The 16515-nt window shown below is 60.6% G+C and carries 18 protein-coding genes and 1 tRNA gene; 4 read left to right on the forward strand and 15 right to left on the reverse strand.

Features of this window, described 5'->3' with window-relative positions; all coding sequences use genetic code 11:
* Positions 1-284 (forward strand): hypothetical protein (locus VOI23_RS16505; RefSeq protein ID WP_323786076.1); only part of this gene is annotated, 284 nt, incomplete at its 5' end.
* Positions 285-1006: 722 nt separating this feature from the next.
* Here the strand turns inward: VOI23_RS16505 and VOI23_RS16510 are convergent.
* From VOI23_RS16510 to VOI23_RS16520, 3 genes are all read right to left on the reverse strand, one after another.
* Positions 1007-2065: a 4-oxalomesaconate tautomerase gene (locus VOI23_RS16510; protein WP_323786077.1), complete on the reverse strand. Its 1059-nt coding sequence runs from the start codon at positions 2063-2065 to the stop codon at positions 1007-1009.
* Positions 2066-2133: 68 nt separating this feature from the next.
* On the reverse strand, positions 2134-2829 hold the full coding sequence (ligK, locus tag VOI23_RS16515; protein ID WP_323786078.1) for a 4-carboxy-4-hydroxy-2-oxoadipate aldolase/oxaloacetate decarboxylase: 696 nt from the start codon (positions 2827-2829) through the stop codon (positions 2134-2136).
* On the reverse strand, positions 2826-3560 hold the full coding sequence (locus VOI23_RS16520; RefSeq protein ID WP_323786079.1) for a PIG-L deacetylase family protein: 735 nt from the start codon (positions 3558-3560) through the stop codon (positions 2826-2828). Before VOI23_RS16520 ends, ligK begins: the two co-directional genes overlap by 4 nt.
* Before the next feature lie 117 nt (positions 3561-3677).
* On the opposite strand from VOI23_RS16520, the gene VOI23_RS16525 reads away from it, so the two are divergent.
* The gene (locus VOI23_RS16525) at positions 3678-4901 is read left to right on the forward strand and encodes a LysR family transcriptional regulator (protein WP_323786080.1); all 1224 of its coding nucleotides are present in this window, start codon (positions 3678-3680) and stop codon (positions 4899-4901) included.
* A 10-nt stretch (positions 4902-4911) separates the two neighbouring features.
* On the opposite strand, the gene VOI23_RS16530 is transcribed toward VOI23_RS16525, so the two are convergent.
* From VOI23_RS16530 to VOI23_RS16580, 11 genes are all read right to left on the reverse strand, one after another.
* Positions 4912-5094, reverse strand: coding sequence for a DNA gyrase inhibitor YacG (locus tag VOI23_RS16530; RefSeq protein WP_323786081.1), 183 nt, complete (start codon positions 5092-5094; stop codon positions 4912-4914).
* Positions 5091-6113: a ribonuclease E/G gene (locus VOI23_RS16535; RefSeq protein ID WP_323786082.1), complete on the reverse strand. Its 1023-nt coding sequence runs from the start codon at positions 6111-6113 to the stop codon at positions 5091-5093. Before VOI23_RS16535 ends, VOI23_RS16530 begins: the two co-directional genes overlap by 4 nt.
* Entirely contained in the window at positions 6110-6685 is a 576-nt protein-coding gene (locus VOI23_RS16540; protein ID WP_323786083.1) for a nucleoside triphosphate pyrophosphatase, read from the reverse strand. Before VOI23_RS16540 ends, VOI23_RS16535 begins: the two co-directional genes overlap by 4 nt.
* On the reverse strand, positions 6686-6904 hold the full coding sequence (gene infA / locus VOI23_RS16545) for a translation initiation factor IF-1 (RefSeq protein WP_037209844.1): 219 nt from the start codon (positions 6902-6904) through the stop codon (positions 6686-6688).
* Positions 6905-6990: 86 nt separating this feature from the next.
* Positions 6991-7869: a carbon-nitrogen hydrolase family protein gene (locus tag VOI23_RS16550; protein ID WP_323786084.1), complete on the reverse strand. Its 879-nt coding sequence runs from the start codon at positions 7867-7869 to the stop codon at positions 6991-6993.
* 64 nt (positions 7870-7933) lie between these two features.
* On the reverse strand, positions 7934-8392 hold the full coding sequence (locus VOI23_RS16555; protein WP_323786085.1) for a low molecular weight phosphatase family protein: 459 nt from the start codon (positions 8390-8392) through the stop codon (positions 7934-7936).
* 4 nt (positions 8393-8396) lie between these two features.
* Positions 8397-8876: a UPF0262 family protein gene (locus VOI23_RS16560; RefSeq protein ID WP_323786086.1), complete on the reverse strand. Its 480-nt coding sequence runs from the start codon at positions 8874-8876 to the stop codon at positions 8397-8399.
* Between the two features lie 13 nt (positions 8877-8889).
* Positions 8890-10191, reverse strand: coding sequence for a histidinol dehydrogenase (gene hisD, locus VOI23_RS16565; protein ID WP_323786087.1), 1302 nt, complete (start codon positions 10189-10191; stop codon positions 8890-8892).
* A gap of 254 nt (positions 10192-10445) precedes the next feature.
* Entirely contained in the window at positions 10446-10922 is a 477-nt protein-coding gene (locus VOI23_RS16570) for a DUF2948 family protein (RefSeq protein WP_323786088.1), read from the reverse strand.
* Positions 10919-12187, reverse strand: a complete 1269-nt coding sequence (gene murA / locus VOI23_RS16575) for a UDP-N-acetylglucosamine 1-carboxyvinyltransferase (RefSeq protein ID WP_323786089.1) — start codon at positions 12185-12187, stop codon at positions 10919-10921. The genes VOI23_RS16570 and murA overlap by 4 nt, the downstream gene beginning before the upstream one ends.
* Complete coding sequence (locus VOI23_RS16580) at positions 12187-12345, reverse strand: hypothetical protein (RefSeq protein ID WP_323786090.1); 159 nt, start codon at positions 12343-12345, stop codon at positions 12187-12189. The genes murA and VOI23_RS16580 overlap by 1 nt, the downstream gene beginning before the upstream one ends.
* A gap of 118 nt (positions 12346-12463) precedes the next feature.
* On the opposite strand from VOI23_RS16580, the gene VOI23_RS16585 reads away from it, so the two are divergent.
* Positions 12464-12538 (forward strand) — tRNA-Thr (locus VOI23_RS16585).
* Positions 12539-13212: 674 nt separating this feature from the next.
* On the opposite strand, the gene proS is transcribed toward VOI23_RS16585, so the two are convergent.
* On the reverse strand, positions 13213-14565 hold the full coding sequence (proS, locus tag VOI23_RS16590) for a proline--tRNA ligase (protein WP_323786092.1): 1353 nt from the start codon (positions 14563-14565) through the stop codon (positions 13213-13215).
* 154 nt (positions 14566-14719) lie between these two features.
* Between proS and VOI23_RS16595 the strand changes: the two genes are divergently transcribed.
* Positions 14720-16474: a pentapeptide repeat-containing protein gene (locus VOI23_RS16595; protein ID WP_323786093.1), complete on the forward strand. Its 1755-nt coding sequence runs from the start codon at positions 14720-14722 to the stop codon at positions 16472-16474.
* The last annotated feature ends 41 nt before the right edge of the window (positions 16475-16515 follow it).

The following is a 16515-nucleotide window of genomic DNA, read 5'->3' on the forward strand; positions in this document are numbered from 1 at the left end:
GCGCCGCCCGCTTCATAAACCTCAATGTTTTCTCGCTTCGCTTCCCTCCAGAGCACCGCTCCGTCGTTCCGTCCCGCGTCCCGTTGTGCGCCTCAGCGCCGCCGGTGAAGGGGGTTCTAAGGTTATACGCCCACCTCCGCAAGCGGTTTTTTGAAAAAACTCGGTTTTTTGTGCAGCGTTTTAAAAAAATCAATAATAACAATGCTTTAATGAATCATAAAGCCGTTAACTTCATGCTAAGAAAGCCCCTGAAATCATGTCTAAGCGGTGAAACAGCGTTTTAGAGCTTGGAATCGGGGGGGCTGGGCACGAATCCGGACGATTCAGGCGTGAATCACCCGTGCAGCAGCGGACAAATCCAGAGACTGTTAGCGGTCAGGATCAGTTCGGGACCACGCAGACCTAAGAAAGCCCGTGGCACACCAGCCTGGCCACCTTTGTCCCCAGCAGACAGTCCTGCCAGCCCAGCCGGTACGATCAGACCACGATCAGGTCACGATCAGGTCACCGCCCGCGACTTCAGTGGCATACAGTACCACCTGATAGACCTTGCCGTTCAACATCGCGGCGATCTGCATATCGTCCACCCTACTGTCGGGAGACTGCCGGGCCAGCGATTATGAACAAACTGACGCCTCGCGGGCCGGAAAACCGGAAGCGCCGACGGCCGAGCGCCTGAATGCGGCTCTGAAGGAAAGGGTCGGCAAATTCCCAGAATCGGCGATATCCGTGATTGCGGATTTGTCCGGGGGATTAAGCTGGTACAGGACCGGCAAAGCTGCCCCCCGTTTTCGCCCGATCATGCGCTGAAAGAGAAAGTCAAATCCGCCGCGTCCGAAGCGGGTTTGATCTGTTACCCGGTCGGGGCCACGCTCAATGGCATTCAGGGGGAACATACATTGCGGGCCGGAATGCCCGGCAGGGCGCGAGCGGGCGACATGCCATTTAAAACCATTTTAGAATCGCTGAGACCGGGCGTGTCGGTCTCAGCCTGACCCGTCCCCGCTTAGACTGGAAACGCGACACCATCCATCAGCTTGCGGGCGGTGCGCAGGATCGCGGCGCTTTGCACCGTGCCGTCCGCGCCCAGATTGGCGACCACCGTCATTTCGCCGGTGGGATGTTCCACCGACAGATCGCGGGTTGCCCCCTCGCCGGTCTGCGCCAGCTCATGCGCCGGCGCGCCGTCCAGCAGGCAGGCGGTGGCAACGCTGACCGCGCCCAACACGCCGATCGTCTTGTGACAACGATGCGGAATGAAGGTGCGCGTTGAAATCGCGCCACCGTCGCGCGGGGCGCTGACCATGGTCATCTTGGGCACCGATTTTTCCGAAACGTCGCCCAGATTCATCATCGGCCCGCAGGCCAGCCGGATCTTTTCCAGCCTGGCGCGCAGATCGGAATTGGCTTCCAGTTCCTCGGGCGTCTCGGTGCCATCAATACCCATGTCGGCGGCACGCATCACCACGCAGGGCATGCCGTTGTCGATCATGGTCAGTTCGACCCCGTCGACCACGTCGCAAACATGGCCGGTGGGCAGAAGCGCACCGCAGCTCGACCCGGCGGTATCCTTGAATTCGATCGGCACCGGGGCGGAGGTGCCCGGCACCCCGTCAATTTGTGCGGCGCCGACATAGCTGACCTGCCCGCCCGGTGTCTGGACCTGCGCCACGGCGACCTGGCCGGTGTTTTCCATGTAGATGGTGACCGGGGTCACGCCGCGCTGCGCCGCGACCAGCCCGCGTTCGATGGCGAAGGGGCCGACACCGGCTAGGATGTTGCCGCAATTCTGCGCGTCCGTCACGATGGGTTGGTCGACGAAGACCTGCAGGAACAGGTAGTCGACATCAACGCCATCGCGATCCGATTTGCGCACCACTGCCACCTTGGAGGTCAGCGGATCAGCCCCGCCCATCCCGTCGATCTGGCGCGGATCGGGCGATCCCATGATCCCCAGCAGCGCCGCATCGCGTGTCGCGATGTCGGCAGGCAGATCGGAGGCCAGGAAATACCCGCCCTTCGAGGTGCCGCCACGCATCCACATCACCGGAATTCCGTTCGCCATGTTTTGCCCTTTCCAAACGCCTGGCAGCGCCCTGTTACAAGCGCTGCCGGTATTCGATCCGATCCGTATCAGACGTATTTCAGACCTTTTTCGGCCAGACGCCCACGCATGTCGTAGATGTCCAGCCCCAGCTCGCCGGCCCGCAGCCGGGCGCGCTTGGTTTCCTCGTTGGCTTCGCGGGCGCGGGATTTTTCCAGCACCTCTGCGGCTTCGTCGCGGCGCACCACGCACACGCCGTCATCATCGGCAACGATGATATCGCCCGGGTTGATCTGTTCGTTGGCGCAGATGACCGGCACGTTGACCGATCCCAGCACTTCCTTGACCGTGCCTTGCGCGAAGACCGCCTTGGACCAGACCGGGAAATTCATCTCGGTCAGGTCGCGCACGTCGCGCACGCCCGCGTCGATGATCAGCCCGCGACAGCCGCGCACCTGCGCCGAGGTCGCCAGCAAGTCACCGAAATACCCAGCGTTCGACGGCGAGGTCGGGGCGAGGACGATGATATCGCCCTTTTGCAGCTGTTCGATGGCGACATGGACCATCCAGTTGTCGCAGGGCGGGGCGGAAATCGTCACCGCCGACCCGGCGATGCGGGCACCCGAATAGATCGGCCGCATGTAATCGGCCAGCAGGCCCTTGCGGCCCTGTGCTTCGTGCACCGTGGCAACGCCGCATTCGGCCAGCCCGTCAATGACGGCCTGATCGGCCCGGGTGATATTCTGGACGACGACACCTTTGGTTCCGACAGGATATTCGCTCATGACAGTTCATCCACGCAGGTCGGGAAGATCGATTCGAAGCCTTCGGCATATTTGCAATCGCGCCCACCGGCCATGCCGCCGGAATTGCGCTTGAAGTGGTTGGCGCGCTGCTCCGCTACGCGGGTATAGAAATCCCACAGATGGACCTGACCGTTCATGCATTCCATCGCGGCGCGCTTCTTGTCCCAGACTTCGGTGATGTCGAGAAAGACATTCGGCTTCCACCCCATCTGCTCGGTTTGGTGCGGCTCGAACAGGTAGAGCTGTGGCGCGCCCAGTACCTTTTCGCCCGGGTTGTGACCCCAGGCCTGCGCGATCATGCGGCAGGTCAGGGCGAACTCGGTCGTTTTCATGTGGTCGGTATTATAAGGGTCCCACTTGGAATGCGAGAACATGAAGTTCGGCTGCACCTTGCGGATGATGTCGACCACCTTTTCCTCGGCTTCCTGACCGAAGCGCAGCGGGTAATCGCCCATGTCGAGAAACTCGATGTCATGAACGTCCAGCGCCTTGGCGGCATCTTCGGCTTCCTTCTTGCGGATCGATTTGACCTCGTCCAGCGTCTTGCCTTCTTTCCACAGGCGGGCGCTTTCGCCGCGTTCGCCGTAGGACAGGCAGACGACGGTTACGTCGTATCCCAGTTTCTGATGCTTTGCGATGGCACCACCACAGCGCCAGACAAAATCGGCGGCATGGGCACTGATAACAAGAGCGGTTTTCTGTTCGGACATGGCAGACCTCAAAGGTTTTGAATTGGCCACACTATACGCTTGTCGCAGGTAAACTTGCTATTTCGTTTCATCGCAGCCACTATTGATTTTCGCTATAGCATGTATGAGCGATTGAAAATGAACGGTCAGAATTTCAATCTGCGCCATCTGCGCGCCTTCACCTTGGTGTGCCGTTTGGGCGGGATCTCGGCGGCGGCGGGTGCTGTGCATATGTCACAACCCGCGATCACTCAGGCGATTGCCAAGCTCGAAACGATCCTGACCGAACGGCTTCTGATACGCAGCAGCCGCGGCATGTACCCCACCGAAGCCGGCGAAATTTTCGCCCGCCGGAGCGAACGCGCACTGAACATCCTCAAACAAGGGTGCATTGATGCCGCCGGGCGGCAAAAATCCGGGGCGGGATCGCAATTCGATGCAAGGATCACCAGCACCCAGCTGCGCGCGCTGATCGCCGTGGCCACGTATGGCAATTTTTCCGTCGCGGCGCGGGCCAATGGGGTGTCGCAACCATCGCTCTACCGCACGGCGCGCGAATTGGAAAAAGTGTCCGGACTGGCGCTCTATCGCGAATCCGAAAGCGGCTATGAACCCACAGCGGCCGCGCGCATCCTGATCCGCGCGGCAAAACTGGCCTTCTACGAACTCGATCAGGCGCTTGACGAACTGTCCTCGTGGCGCGGCGCCAATAGCGGCCGGATCGTGGTCGGTGCCCTGCCCTTATCGCGCAGCGCATTCCTGCCGCAGGCGATCAACCGGATGACGCCAGTTTATCCAGACATCGATATCCACGTGATCGACGGACCCTATGACGATTTGCTGAACGGGCTGCGCCATGGCGAAATCGATCTGATGCTGGGCGCGTTGCGCGATCCGCCGCCCGCCGACGACGTGACGCAGACCCGACTGTTCGACGACCGGCTGGGGATTTTCTGCGGGCCCGGCCATCCTCTGTCCGAGCGCCACGATATTCCATTGGCACACCTGACCCAATATCCTTGGGTCCTGCCGCGCCAAGGCACCCCCACCCGCGATCAGGCTAGCGCATTTTTCCACGCTCAGAACCTGCCGGACCCGACCCGGGTCATTGAGACAAGTTCGATGGTTTTGGCGCGCGGTTTGCTGGCCGACAGCGACCGGCTGACCATGATGTCGGTTTCACAGGCGCAGGTCGAAATCGAACATGGCGCGATGCAGCGACTACCGGTTGAAATTGGCGACACGCCGCGTCCGATTGGCATCACCCAGCGGATCGACTGGCAACCGACACAGGTCCAGGACCGTTTTCTGACGGTGTTGAAAGAGGTGGCCATGCCCTGCCCCACCGCAGGGCGCGTATAAGAAAACCGCCTCAGTGCGGTTTCTGCATCTGCCGTTCAAGTTCGTCTATCGCGTCCTCGTCATCCTCGGGATCATTTGACGGGATCGCATATTTCCCGCTCATCCAGCGGCCCAGATCGATATCGGCGCAGCGCTCGGAACAAAAGGGGCGGAATTTCGGATCGGTTTTCTCCGAACAGATGGGACAGCTCATTTCAGAACCTCTGTCAGTGGCAGCCGGTCGCGTTTGCGTTGCAACTCAAAATGCCCCAGCGGCGTCCAACCGGCCTGGATGGTTTCAATCGGATCAGACTTGAACGCCGCACGCAGCGACATTTCAAAGGCGCGACGATCCTTCTTTGGCATCGGCGCGAGATCAAGCGTGATCTGCCCGCCTAATCCGCGCAGCCGCAACTGCCGCGGCAAATCCCTGACCGCCGCGATATTGGCCTTCATTCCCGCCGCCGGGGACGTATCGCCACCGGTGTTCACATCCACCGCGACCAATGCACGTGTGGGTTCGACATACATGAAGGCACCACCGCTCAGCCGCACAAACGGTTGCCGCGCGGCTTCGATCATATCCAACACGCCATGACGTTCGAACCCGCCGGGATCGGTCACGACCTCGGCCGGATCGTTCCATTCGCGCCAAGCCAGTTGATGTGGGCCGTAGCCTTCGGTCAGAGTTTCGGGATCGCCATCACGATCGGCAATCACATTCGCCGCGAGATCGACCATGTCGGCGATGTCTTCTGCGATTTCCCCCGCCTCGCCATCCGCGCAGGAAGACCGCAGGATCAGACCCATTTCAGCCTCGCCCATCACTTCGTGGGCAATGCCCATCAGCATGTCGCGAATATCGTCATCCTTGATCCGGCGACTGATATTCAGACCCGGCGCGTCGGGGGTGACTATCGCATAGCGGCTTTTGAACAGTAGTTTCTGGGTGACCGGCAGCGCCTTGCCGTCTTCAGCATAGCCGGTGACTTGTACCAGCATCCGTTCGCCCGGCGCGATGCCCTTGACCTGACGCAGGAACCCTTTGCCGTCGGGCGTTTTCACAAACAACCCGCCCTGCCCTTTCATCGGCCTCTCGGCCACGGCACGATAAATCGTGCCAACCCTCGGCAGGTCGGCATCAATCAGGATATCGTCCAGCTTGCCATCGACGATCAAAGCCGCGGCTTCGCGTCCATTGATGTGGTCGAGGATGATTTGACGGCCCTTCACGTCTGCCTCCATAGCGGATATCCCGCAGCCTTGAGCAATCCGGCAGTTTCCGCCAGCGGCAGCCCTACCACGGCGGTGAATGACCCTGAAATCCACGGAATCAATGCACCGGCAGGTCCTTGTATACCATAAGCCCCTGCTTTGCCCTGCCAATCACCGGTCGCCAGATACGCGTTCAGTTCCTCATCCGACAGGTTTTTCATCCGCACCGTGGTGACCACGTCCTTTTCCCAGACCCGGGCGCCCCGGCGCACCGCGACAGCTGTGATCACCCGGTGCCGACGACCCGACATGGCCAGCAGGAATTGCGCCGCTTCACCCGCGTTTTCGGGTTTGCCCAAAATCCGCCGCCCCAAAGCGACGGTGGTATCGGCGCACAGCACGATATCGTCGTCATCGGCCTGCACCGCGCGCACCTTTTCGATCGCCATGCGGGCGCAATAGGGCCGCGGGAGTTCGTTTTTTAGAGGGGTTTCGTCGATATCGGGCGGGCGGATATCATCCGCCACAACCCCAATTTGGCCCAGCAGCTCCTTGCGCCGTGGGCTGCCTGACCCGAGGATCAGACGCACTTACTTAAAGCGGTAATTGATCCGACCCTTGGTCAGATCGTAAGGGGTCATTTCGACCTGAACCCGGTCGCCAGCCAGAACGCGGATGCGGTTCTTGCGCATCTTACCTGCCGTATGTGCGATGATTTCATGGCCATTCTCAAGCTCGACCCGAAACGTCGCATTAGGCAGGAGTTCCTTCACGACACCGGGAAATTCGAGCATCTCTTCCTTGGCCATGTTCTCTCCTTGCTATTTCGACCCGTCATGTGCGGGACGCGCGTTAAATGATCCCATTCCACCAGATTTTCAAGAGGGAATCGCCTCTACAACTGGATGTTGATCGGTTTTTCGCTGCTCCCGCACTGTTCATCCCAATGGGTTTTGTTCAGCACATGGCCATCGGCGCGCACTGCGCGGATCTGATCGACGTCGATTTCACCATAGCTCCAACCGGGTTGCCCAAGCGTGCCTTCAGCAATCACCCCAGTCGCCGGAAAGCCCATATCGGGCGGACCGAAGACACCGCCCATGCCGGTGTTTTCTTCGACCGCATAGATGTCGGCGCGCGCGCCCACGAGCGACGCCATGACGGTGACGCATTGTCCTTCCAATGCCCGCGCCATAGCCCCGATCCGAACCCGCCAATAGCCTTCCAGCGCCTCGGTGCAGGACGGGACCAGGATCACCTCGACTCCGGCCTCAACCAAGGCCCGGCCCAGCAGGGGGAATTCGCTGTCATAGCAAATCAAGACCCCGATGCGCCCCAGCGCCGTGTCGAAAACCTTCAACGGAGCGGCCCCGACAAGCCCCCAGTCATCGCGTTCGAACCGGGTCAGTATCTGTTTGTCCTGATAATCCGATACTCCCGATGGCGCAAAGAACGGTGCCCGGTTCACCACCTTGCCGCCCTCTTCCAGCGGAGCCGATCCGCCGAGGATGTAAACCCCGAACTCCTGCGCCAGCGCGGACAGAACGGCATTTGCCGCTGCCAGCCGCTCCGACACAGCGCGGATCGATCCGTTCGGATCCGCAGCCGCTTCGCGACCTGCCAGAGACGCCAGTTCCATCGCGCCAAATTCCGGGAAAACCAGAAGCTCCGCGCCCTGCCCCGCCGCCTCGGTCACCCAGGCCCGCATTTTGGCCTCATACCCGGCCCAATCGGAAAACCAGTCCAATGGATAAGCCGCCGTTGCCACTTTCATGAATTTTCCTTTCAGCTTGCCCCAAACAGTTCCGTCAGGACCCCTATCCAAAATTGCGGCGGCCTCACACCTGCCGCGGCGGCCCCCAGCGCTCGATCAGACGATTGACGATCTCGTCGCGGCTCCTGCGATAGGCTTGCAGCTTCGACTCGCGGGCTTCGCCGTGGCCGCTGGGATCGAAAATCGGCCAGTATTCGACATCCAGATGAAAAATCCGGGTCAGTTCTTCTGCCTGCTGCTTGCTGGCCGGGGTCAGCGCGACGATCAGATCAAAGGAAGACAGATCCTCGCCGTATTCGTTCAGCGCATCGAAATCCCGTGTCTTGTGACGCGACAGTTCGACCCCCAGTTCCTGACACACCGCAATGGCAAAGCCGTCGATTTCCATATCGCCTTTGACGCCGACGGATTGCACATAGGTGCCAGACCCATAAAATTTCTTCATAATCCCCTCGGCCATCGGCGAGCGGATCGAATTATGGTCACAACAGAACAGGACCGATTGAGGCAGGGTTTCGACCACGCCATCAGCCTCCGAAATGCAAAACGCAGATCAGGGTGAACAGCCGCCGCGCGGTGTCGGTATCTACATCCGCCTTGCCCTCCAGCCGTTCCTGCAGGATACGTGCGCCTTCATTGTGGATACCGCGACGCGCCATATCGATCGTTTCGATCTGACTCGGCGGCATATTTTTTACCGCATCATAATAGCTTTCGCAGATCGCCCAGTAATCCTTGACCACCTGCCGGAACGGGCTGAGGCTGAGGTGAAACTCGGCCGCCTTCTGCTCGTCCTCGGTGGCAATGTCGAACACCAGCCGCTTTTCCTTGATCGACAGACCGACTCGATAGGGCCCATCAGGCACCGCACGGTCGTCGCGCTTGGGCAGATCGAAACTGTTATCTTCCAACAGGTCGAACATCGCCACTTTGCGTTCCTGCTCGATCTCCGGCGTCGGGGGCGGCAGGTTGCGGTCATCCAGGTCGATATGGCTGATATGGGACATGAGCCTTAGGTCCTCATTCATTCAGATGGGTCAGGCGGGCGCGTACCGACAAACCGTGGGCCTGCAGGCTTTCCGAGTTTGCCAGAATTTCAGCAGAAGGTCCGATAGCGCGCAACGCGGCGGGGGTCATTTTGGCCAAGGTGGTGCGTTTGACGAAATCCATCACGCTCAACCCGGACGAAAATCGCGCCGATCGCGCGGTGGGCAAAACGTGATTGGGTCCGCCGACGTAATCGCCGATCGCCTCGGGCGTCCACCCGCCAAGGAAAATCGCACCAGCATGGGTGATTTTTTCGGCCAACGCGTCCGGGTCTGCGACGCATAGTTCCAGATGTTCCGGCGCCACCCGGTTCGACAATGCGGCAGCCCGGTCAAGATCGCCGACCAGAATCACCGCGCCATAATCGCGCCAGCTCGCCCCGGCAATTGCGCGCCGTTCCAGCGTTTGCAGATGGCGTTCCACTGCCGCAGTCACTGCATCGGCCAGCGCCGGGCTGTCGGTGATCAGAATCGACTGAGCGCTTTCGTCATGCTCGGCCTGACTCAGCAGGTCCAGCGCAATCCAGTCAGGATTGCTGTCAGCATCGGCAATGACCAGTATTTCCGAGGGACCGGCGATCATATCGATGCCAACCTTGCCGAACACACGCCGCTTGGCTGCGGCGACAAAGGCATTACCGGGCCCGGTGATCTTGTCCACCGGCGGAATCGTTTCGGTGCCATAGGCCAGCGCCGCCACTGCCTGTGCCCCACCGATGCGGTAAATTTCGTCCACCCCGGCGATTTGCGCAGCCAGCAAGACCAGCGGATTGGCCACACCATCTGGCGTCGGCACCACGATGGCCAGCCGCTCCACCCCGGCCACCTTAGCCGGAATCGCGTTCATCAGCACCGAAGACGGATAAGACGCCAACCCGCCCGGCACATACAGCCCTGCCGCCGAAACCGGCGTCCAGCGCCAGCCAAGCTCGGCCCCAGTATCGTCGGTCCAATAGGCATCCTTGGGCAATTGCTTTTCGTGATAGGCACGGATGCGTGCAGCGGCCAGTTCCAACGCGGCACGCTCATCGCCGGGCACCTCGGCAATCAGCGCCTCGATCTCGCTTTCAGAAAACCGCAGCGTTTGCGGCGTCAGTTGCAGACGGTCGAATTTCGCTGTCAGTTCGATCAGTGCCTCATCGCCGCGGGCGCGCACATCCGCGATGATCCCAGCAACGATGGTATCGACATCGGGGCTGTCTTCGCGCTTGGCGCCCAAAAGCGTGTCAAAGGCGGTTTCGAAATCGTCGTCCGAGGCATTCAGAAATACAGGCATGGTCCCTCCGGGTCTTGCACCGACATACAAGGCCCGCTCGACAGTCTCAAGCATTCCTGTAGATAACATCAACGGGCGCCGCCCCTCTTGGCCAAGGACCAATTCACCCCGGGATATTTGGGAAAAGAAGAAGCGCAGAAAGCGGTGTTCTTCTTGGTTCAAATACTCCCGCGCAACGCGCGCAATCCCGAACGAATTTGGCGTAGACAAATTCGAAAGATATTCAGCGCGCCCGGAACGGGCGCACAATCAGATCATGCCGCGTCGGGATGTCCCGGCGCCTTGCCCGATGGCGCGCGATAAGGCCGGGTGACATCCTTCAGCGTCACCTCCAGCGCTTCCACCTGCAACCGGATCGCACCATCACCGGCCAGCGTCAGTTCCACCGTGCCGCCCGGGGCCTCTCCGGGATGCCAGTCCAGCGCCAGCAGCGACAGGATCATGTCGCCGTCACCCCGTTCCACGCCCTGCGACGCGATCTTTTGCACGTTGTCGAACAGCAGCACCGACTGCACCCGTTCCGCGCCGTGCCGGTCGCGACCGCGATCTTCCCAGCGAAACCGGTTGAGAAGAATGGCGAAACGCCGATCTTTCGGTCGCCATGTCATTTCCGACGCCGGAAACACAGCATCCTGCACCAGTGCTGAGATGATCTGCAAATCGTCGGAATCCAGCGCCCCCAGATTCAATGGCACCTCGCGCCCGTCTTCGAACCGTGCATCTTCGCTCATGATCCGCTCACCCGTTCGATTTTGGCGCCAACATTGCGCAGTTTCTCTTCGACCCGTTCATAGCCACGGTCAAGATGGTAGACCCGGTTGACGATGGTTTCACCCTCGGCCGCAAGCCCGGCCAGAATCAGCGACACGCTGGCACGCAGATCGGTCGCCATCACCGGCGCACCTTTCAGCTTGTCGACTCCGGTCACGGTGGCGATCCCACCCTGCACATCAATCTGCGCCCCCATGCGCACCAGTTCGGGCGCGTGCATGAAGCGGTTCTCGAAAATACGTTCTTCCAGAACCGAGGTGCCTTCCGCGGTACACATCAGCGCCATCATCTGCGCCTGCAGGTCGGTGGGAAAGCCCGGGAAGGGTTCAGTCACCACATCGACCGCGCTCACCCGTCCATTCCTCCGCGCCACCTTCAGGCCGTTCGCGGTTTCCTCTACCGCGATCCCGGCCTGGTCCAGCTTTTCGCAGAAAGCCTCGACCAGCTCGATCCGGCCACCGAGCAACTCCACCTCGCCGCCGCAGATCGCCGGGGCCAGCATATAAGTGCCCAGTTCGATCCGGTCCGTCACCACCGGGTGGGTGGCGCCATGCAGCCGGTCGACGCCTTCGATCGTAATGGTCGAGGAACCTTCGCCCTCGATCTGAGCCCCCATCTTGCGCAGACATTGCACCAGATCGACGATTTCAGGTTCGCGGGCCGCGTTTTTAAGAACCGTTGTCCCCTTGGCCAGCGTCGCCGCCATCACCACGTTCTCAGTCGCCCCAACCGAGGCAAAGCGCAACTCATGCACCGCGCCTTTCAGCCCGCCCGGCGCCTTGGCGTGCAGATAGCCGTCGCGCAGCTCGATCTGGGCCCCCATCGCTTCCAATGCAGAGATATGGATATCCATTGGCCGCGCCCCGATGGCACAGCCGCCGGGCAGCGACACTTCGGCGTGATGCGCACGTGCCAGCAGAGGCCCCAGCACCAGATTCGAAGCGCGCATTTTCCGCACGATTTCATAGTCGGCCCGCGTCGTGGCCAGGTTGTGGCTCGACATCGCCTGCACCTGGCCATTCTGCATGCTGGTGACTTCGGCACCAAGCGATCGCAACAGTTCGGTCATTGTCTTGATATCGCTCAACCGCGGCGCGTTGGTCAGGGTCAGCGGTTCCTCGCTGAGCAATGTCGCGGGCATCAGCGCCAGACAGGCATTCTTGGCGCCAGCAATCGGGATTTGCCCATTCAAGGGACCATTGCCCGTCACGATAATCGAATCCATCAGTCCTGCCCCTTGTCGGTTTGCGTCCCGGCCGCCCCAGCGCGCGCGCGCGCCTGAGCTTTGCGTTTGGCCATATTTGCCTTCAACGCCGCCTTCAACCGATCTTCGCGCGGATCGGGTTTTTTCTGTTGTTTCTTACTGGGATTATTCTGCTCCATAACACTGTCTTACATTAGGGTGAAAAAACCGTCCAGATAACGCTTGCACACGGAATCAATTCCCGCTAATCAGCGCCCCACGGTCGGGCAGGACATGCTCTGACGATCGTAAAACGGCGCTGCTGTAGCTCAGTGGTAGAGCACTCCCTTGGTAAGGGAGAGGTCGACAGTTCAATCCTGTCCAGCAGCACCATTCTACCCTCCCTGACATGAAAAACCCTAATAGACCGATTTGGGGGGATTTTTATCGTTCTGGTGCCCGCTTTCCCAATGGTCAATTTGGCTTGCGGTTAGGCATCGGAAGCACCAAACGACGCCCAGATTGGCAGTCATTGCAGTATCCGGTTCTGCCCAGTTTCGGAGACCGGACGGGGGTTTGATCAAGGTTTCAGCATCTTCGTTTCAGCCCTCCAGTAAGGTGGTGTTTTTCGCGCCAATTTATCACCCAGTTTAGCCTACATGACCTACTTTCGCTCCAGATTCGCAGCAAACCCTTCGCTGACCGCCAAAAGCCTTCGGCTGAGTGTTTCGATTGAATGGCCGAGAGGCTTTCAATTTGGTCTGCAACGGTTTTGAGCGAGCTGGTGACCGCGACCTCGGCGGCCAGCGCGCCAGTCAAACACTATTCGGCTTGTGGAATTCAGGTGCCGAAAAACGGCTGACGGCAGGTTCGCTGCGCAACCTGGGTCGGCTGCATCCTTTCGCGGGGCAACACCGCGAAGGCGAACTGGCGCCAGGGCACGGCTCCGCTGGACAACACCTATCCGGCCTGATCCCGGCAAGGATGTGCGCGGTGCGCATCACACCATCCCGCCCAGGTGCCTGTGGCCCGGACGGGATGTGAATATTTCTGGAACAGTGAAAGGATCAGAGCCCGGAGACGCGGTGCCCGGCATAGATCTGGATGATCTTTTCCACCGCCTGTTCGGGCGGCAGTTCCTCGCTCTCGCCGCTGCGGCGGCTGGTCAGTTCTACCACGCCGTTCTTCAGCCCGCGCGGGCCGACGGTGATGCGCCAGGGCAGGCCGATCAGGTCCATGGTGGCGAATTTACCGCCAGCGCGTTCCTTGCGGTCGTCGTAAAGCGGCTCCAGCCCGGCGGCGGTGAAGCTGTCGTAAAGCGCTTCGCAGGCGGCGTCGGCTTCGGCGTCGCCCTGTTTCAGGTTGACGATGCCGACGTGGAAGGGGGTCACGCCTTCGGGCCAGATGATGCCGTTTTCGTCATGGCTGGCCTCGATGATCGCGCCCAGCAGGCGCGACACGCCGATGCCGTGCGACCCCATGTGGATCTGCACCGGTTTGCCATCGGGCCCCTGCACGGCGGCGTTCATCGCATCCGAATACTGGGTGCCGAAATAGAATATCTGGCCGACCTCGATACCGCGCGCGGTACGGCGGCGGTCCTCGGGGACCTCGTTGAACAGCGCCTCGTCATGGGTTTCATCGGTGCGGGCATAGCGCGAGGTGAATTCTTCCAGCACCGACTGGCACTGTTCGACGCTGTCGAAATCGATCTCGCGGTCGCCGAAGGTCAGATCGGTGATTTCGCTGTCATAGAAGACTTCCGATTCACCAGTGTCGGCCAGCACCAGGAATTCATGAGTGTAATCGCCGCCGATCGGGCCGCTGTCGGCGCGCATTGGGATCGCCTGCAGCCCCATCCGTTCATAGGTGCGCAGATAGCTGACCAGGTGACGGTTATAGGCGTGCAGTGCGGCTTCTTTCGACAGGTCGAAATTGTAGCTGTCTTTCATCAGGAATTCGCGGCCCCGCATGACGCCAAAACGCGGCCGGATTTCATCGCGGAATTTCCACTGGATTTGATACAGCGTCAGCGGCAGGTCCTTGTAGGAATTCACGTTGGCGCGGAACACGTCGGTGAACAGTTCCTCGGCGGTGGGGCTATAGAGCATGTCGTGCCCGTGCCGGTCCTGCATCCGCAGCATTTCTTCGCCATAGCCGTCGTAACGGCCGGATTCGCGCCACAGGTCGGCCGATTGCAGCGTTGGCATCAGCATCGGGATATGCCCGGCGCGGACCTGTTCCTCGTGCACGATGTTTTCCAGCTTGCGTAGCACCTTGAAGCCCAGCGGCAGCCAGGCATAGATGCCCGCCGATTGTTGCTTGATCATGCCAGCGCGCAGCATCAGCCGGTGGCTGACGATCTGCGCCTCGGACGGGTTTTCTTTCAGAACGGGCAGGAAATAGCGCGACAGACGCATGGATGACCCCTTTGGCCTTGGATAATCGAGTTAATCGACGGTTTAGAAGGTGACGGGCATGCAGACAAGCCCGATGAGCGGACGAAGCGGTCCGTATCGCACCCCCGCGCACATTAAGTTTTTGGCAAGTTGATTTTGCTACCCAGATATCATCATGACAGAAAACAATAAAACCCCGCCCAAAGATATGCTGGATTGGTTCTGCCTGACCGACGCTTCGCGCTGGAGACTGGTACGTCCGCTGGGCGCCGGCATTGCGGTGATGCTGGCGTTCTTGGTGATGCTGGCACTACTCGCCGGCGCTGCCATTTTGGGGCGCGCGATCCTTGATCAGGATGGGACAGCGCAGAATGCAGGCATCGTGATCGCCGCCATCATCGCAGCACCCTACCTGCTTTGGTCGATGTCGATCCGGCACAAGCTGTTCGGATTTCAGAAAGAGGGCCAGATCACCGACCGGATACTAAACGCGCTGGAACAGCTGGGGACAGAAAAAACCCTGCGAACCACCGCAACAGACGCGCAGGGCAATCCGCAGAGGATCGAAAAAACCGTTCCCAACATCGAAATCCGCATCGGTGGGTTGCTGGCTCTGGAACGGATCGCGCAGGATTCAGCGCGGTATGATCGTGGCCGTGATCATGTCCGGGTGTTGGAAATCCTGTGCGCCTATATCCGCCAGAACGCCCCGGCCAGTACGGCGCGAGATTTCCCGCTGCCCGACTGGCCAGCGCTGCCCGAAGATCCTACTGACGAGGCGCGGCAGGTCCATGAAATGTGGCGTCAGGCCCGGTTTGCCGACCCTCACAATAGCAATGCCCGCGATTGGGCCCGGTCGCTGCCGGTGCCACGGGTAGATATCCAGATGGCGCTGAACATCGTGACCCAGCGCTCCCCAGCGCAACGGCGTGCCGAGGCGGATTGGGGCGACGACGCTTCGGAGCCGGCAAGCTGGGTGTTCGACAGCGAAGCCTTGCCGCAATTGCCTGCCAATGTGGAGCAAGAAGGTCTGTCGGCCGAAGAATGCAAAGCGTTCCAGCAGCGTTTGACCGGCTGGAGAGAAGTGATCTGGGCTTATGGCGGATACCGGCTGGATCTGAGCAACACCAACCTGCAGGGCGCCAATCTGTCGGCGGCGCTGCTATGCGGTGCGCGAATGGAGGGCGCGCGGATGGAAGGCGCCAATCTGGCCGAAGCGCGGCTGGAAGGGGCGCGGCTGTCGAATGCGCGAATCACCGGGGCGAACCTGTTCGCGGCGCGGTTGCAGGGCGCGCGATTGCTGGAGGCGAAGATGGAAGGGGTCTACCTGAGGCGGGCGCGATTGGAAGGGGCGCTGCTGACCGAGGCGCGGTTGGAAGGAGCGCTGCTTTACCGGGCCCGGTTGGAAGGCGCCGACCTGAGGGGCGCGCGGCTGGAAGGGGCGGATTTTGGCGAGGCCCGAATGGAAGGGGTGAACCTGACCCGGGCACGGATGGACGGGGCCAGCCTGTTCGGGGCGCAGCTGGAATGGGCCAACCTGTTCGAATCGAACCTGCAACGGGCCAGCCTGTTCGAAACCCAACTGAAAGGCGCTGATCTGCGCGGGGCGCGGATGGAAGGGGCTTATGTCATTCGTACGCGGATGGATGCGGACACCGCGCTGAGTGCGGCAAGCATGATTGGCGCGGCAATAAAGGAGGTGGATTTCGCGGATGTTCGGATTTCGTCCGAGCAGCTTCTGTCAACCTTTGGCGACACCACCGTCACCATGCCACGCAGCGCCGGCCATGACCTGCTGAATCGGCCGGGTCACTGGCCCAAATGGGCGCTGCCGGTCGCTGTCAGCGATGGCAACGATTTCCCCACCCAGTGGAACATCTGGCAAAACCGTCCGCAGACATATACCCCGCCACCACCGCCCGGCACCTGAAACCGCAAAGAAAAAGAGCGCAGTGCCGGGCCGTTCAGGAT

It is taken from the genome of Thalassovita sp. (assembly GCF_034670005.1).
Lineage (GTDB): Bacteria > Pseudomonadota > Alphaproteobacteria > Rhodobacterales > Rhodobacteraceae > Thalassobius.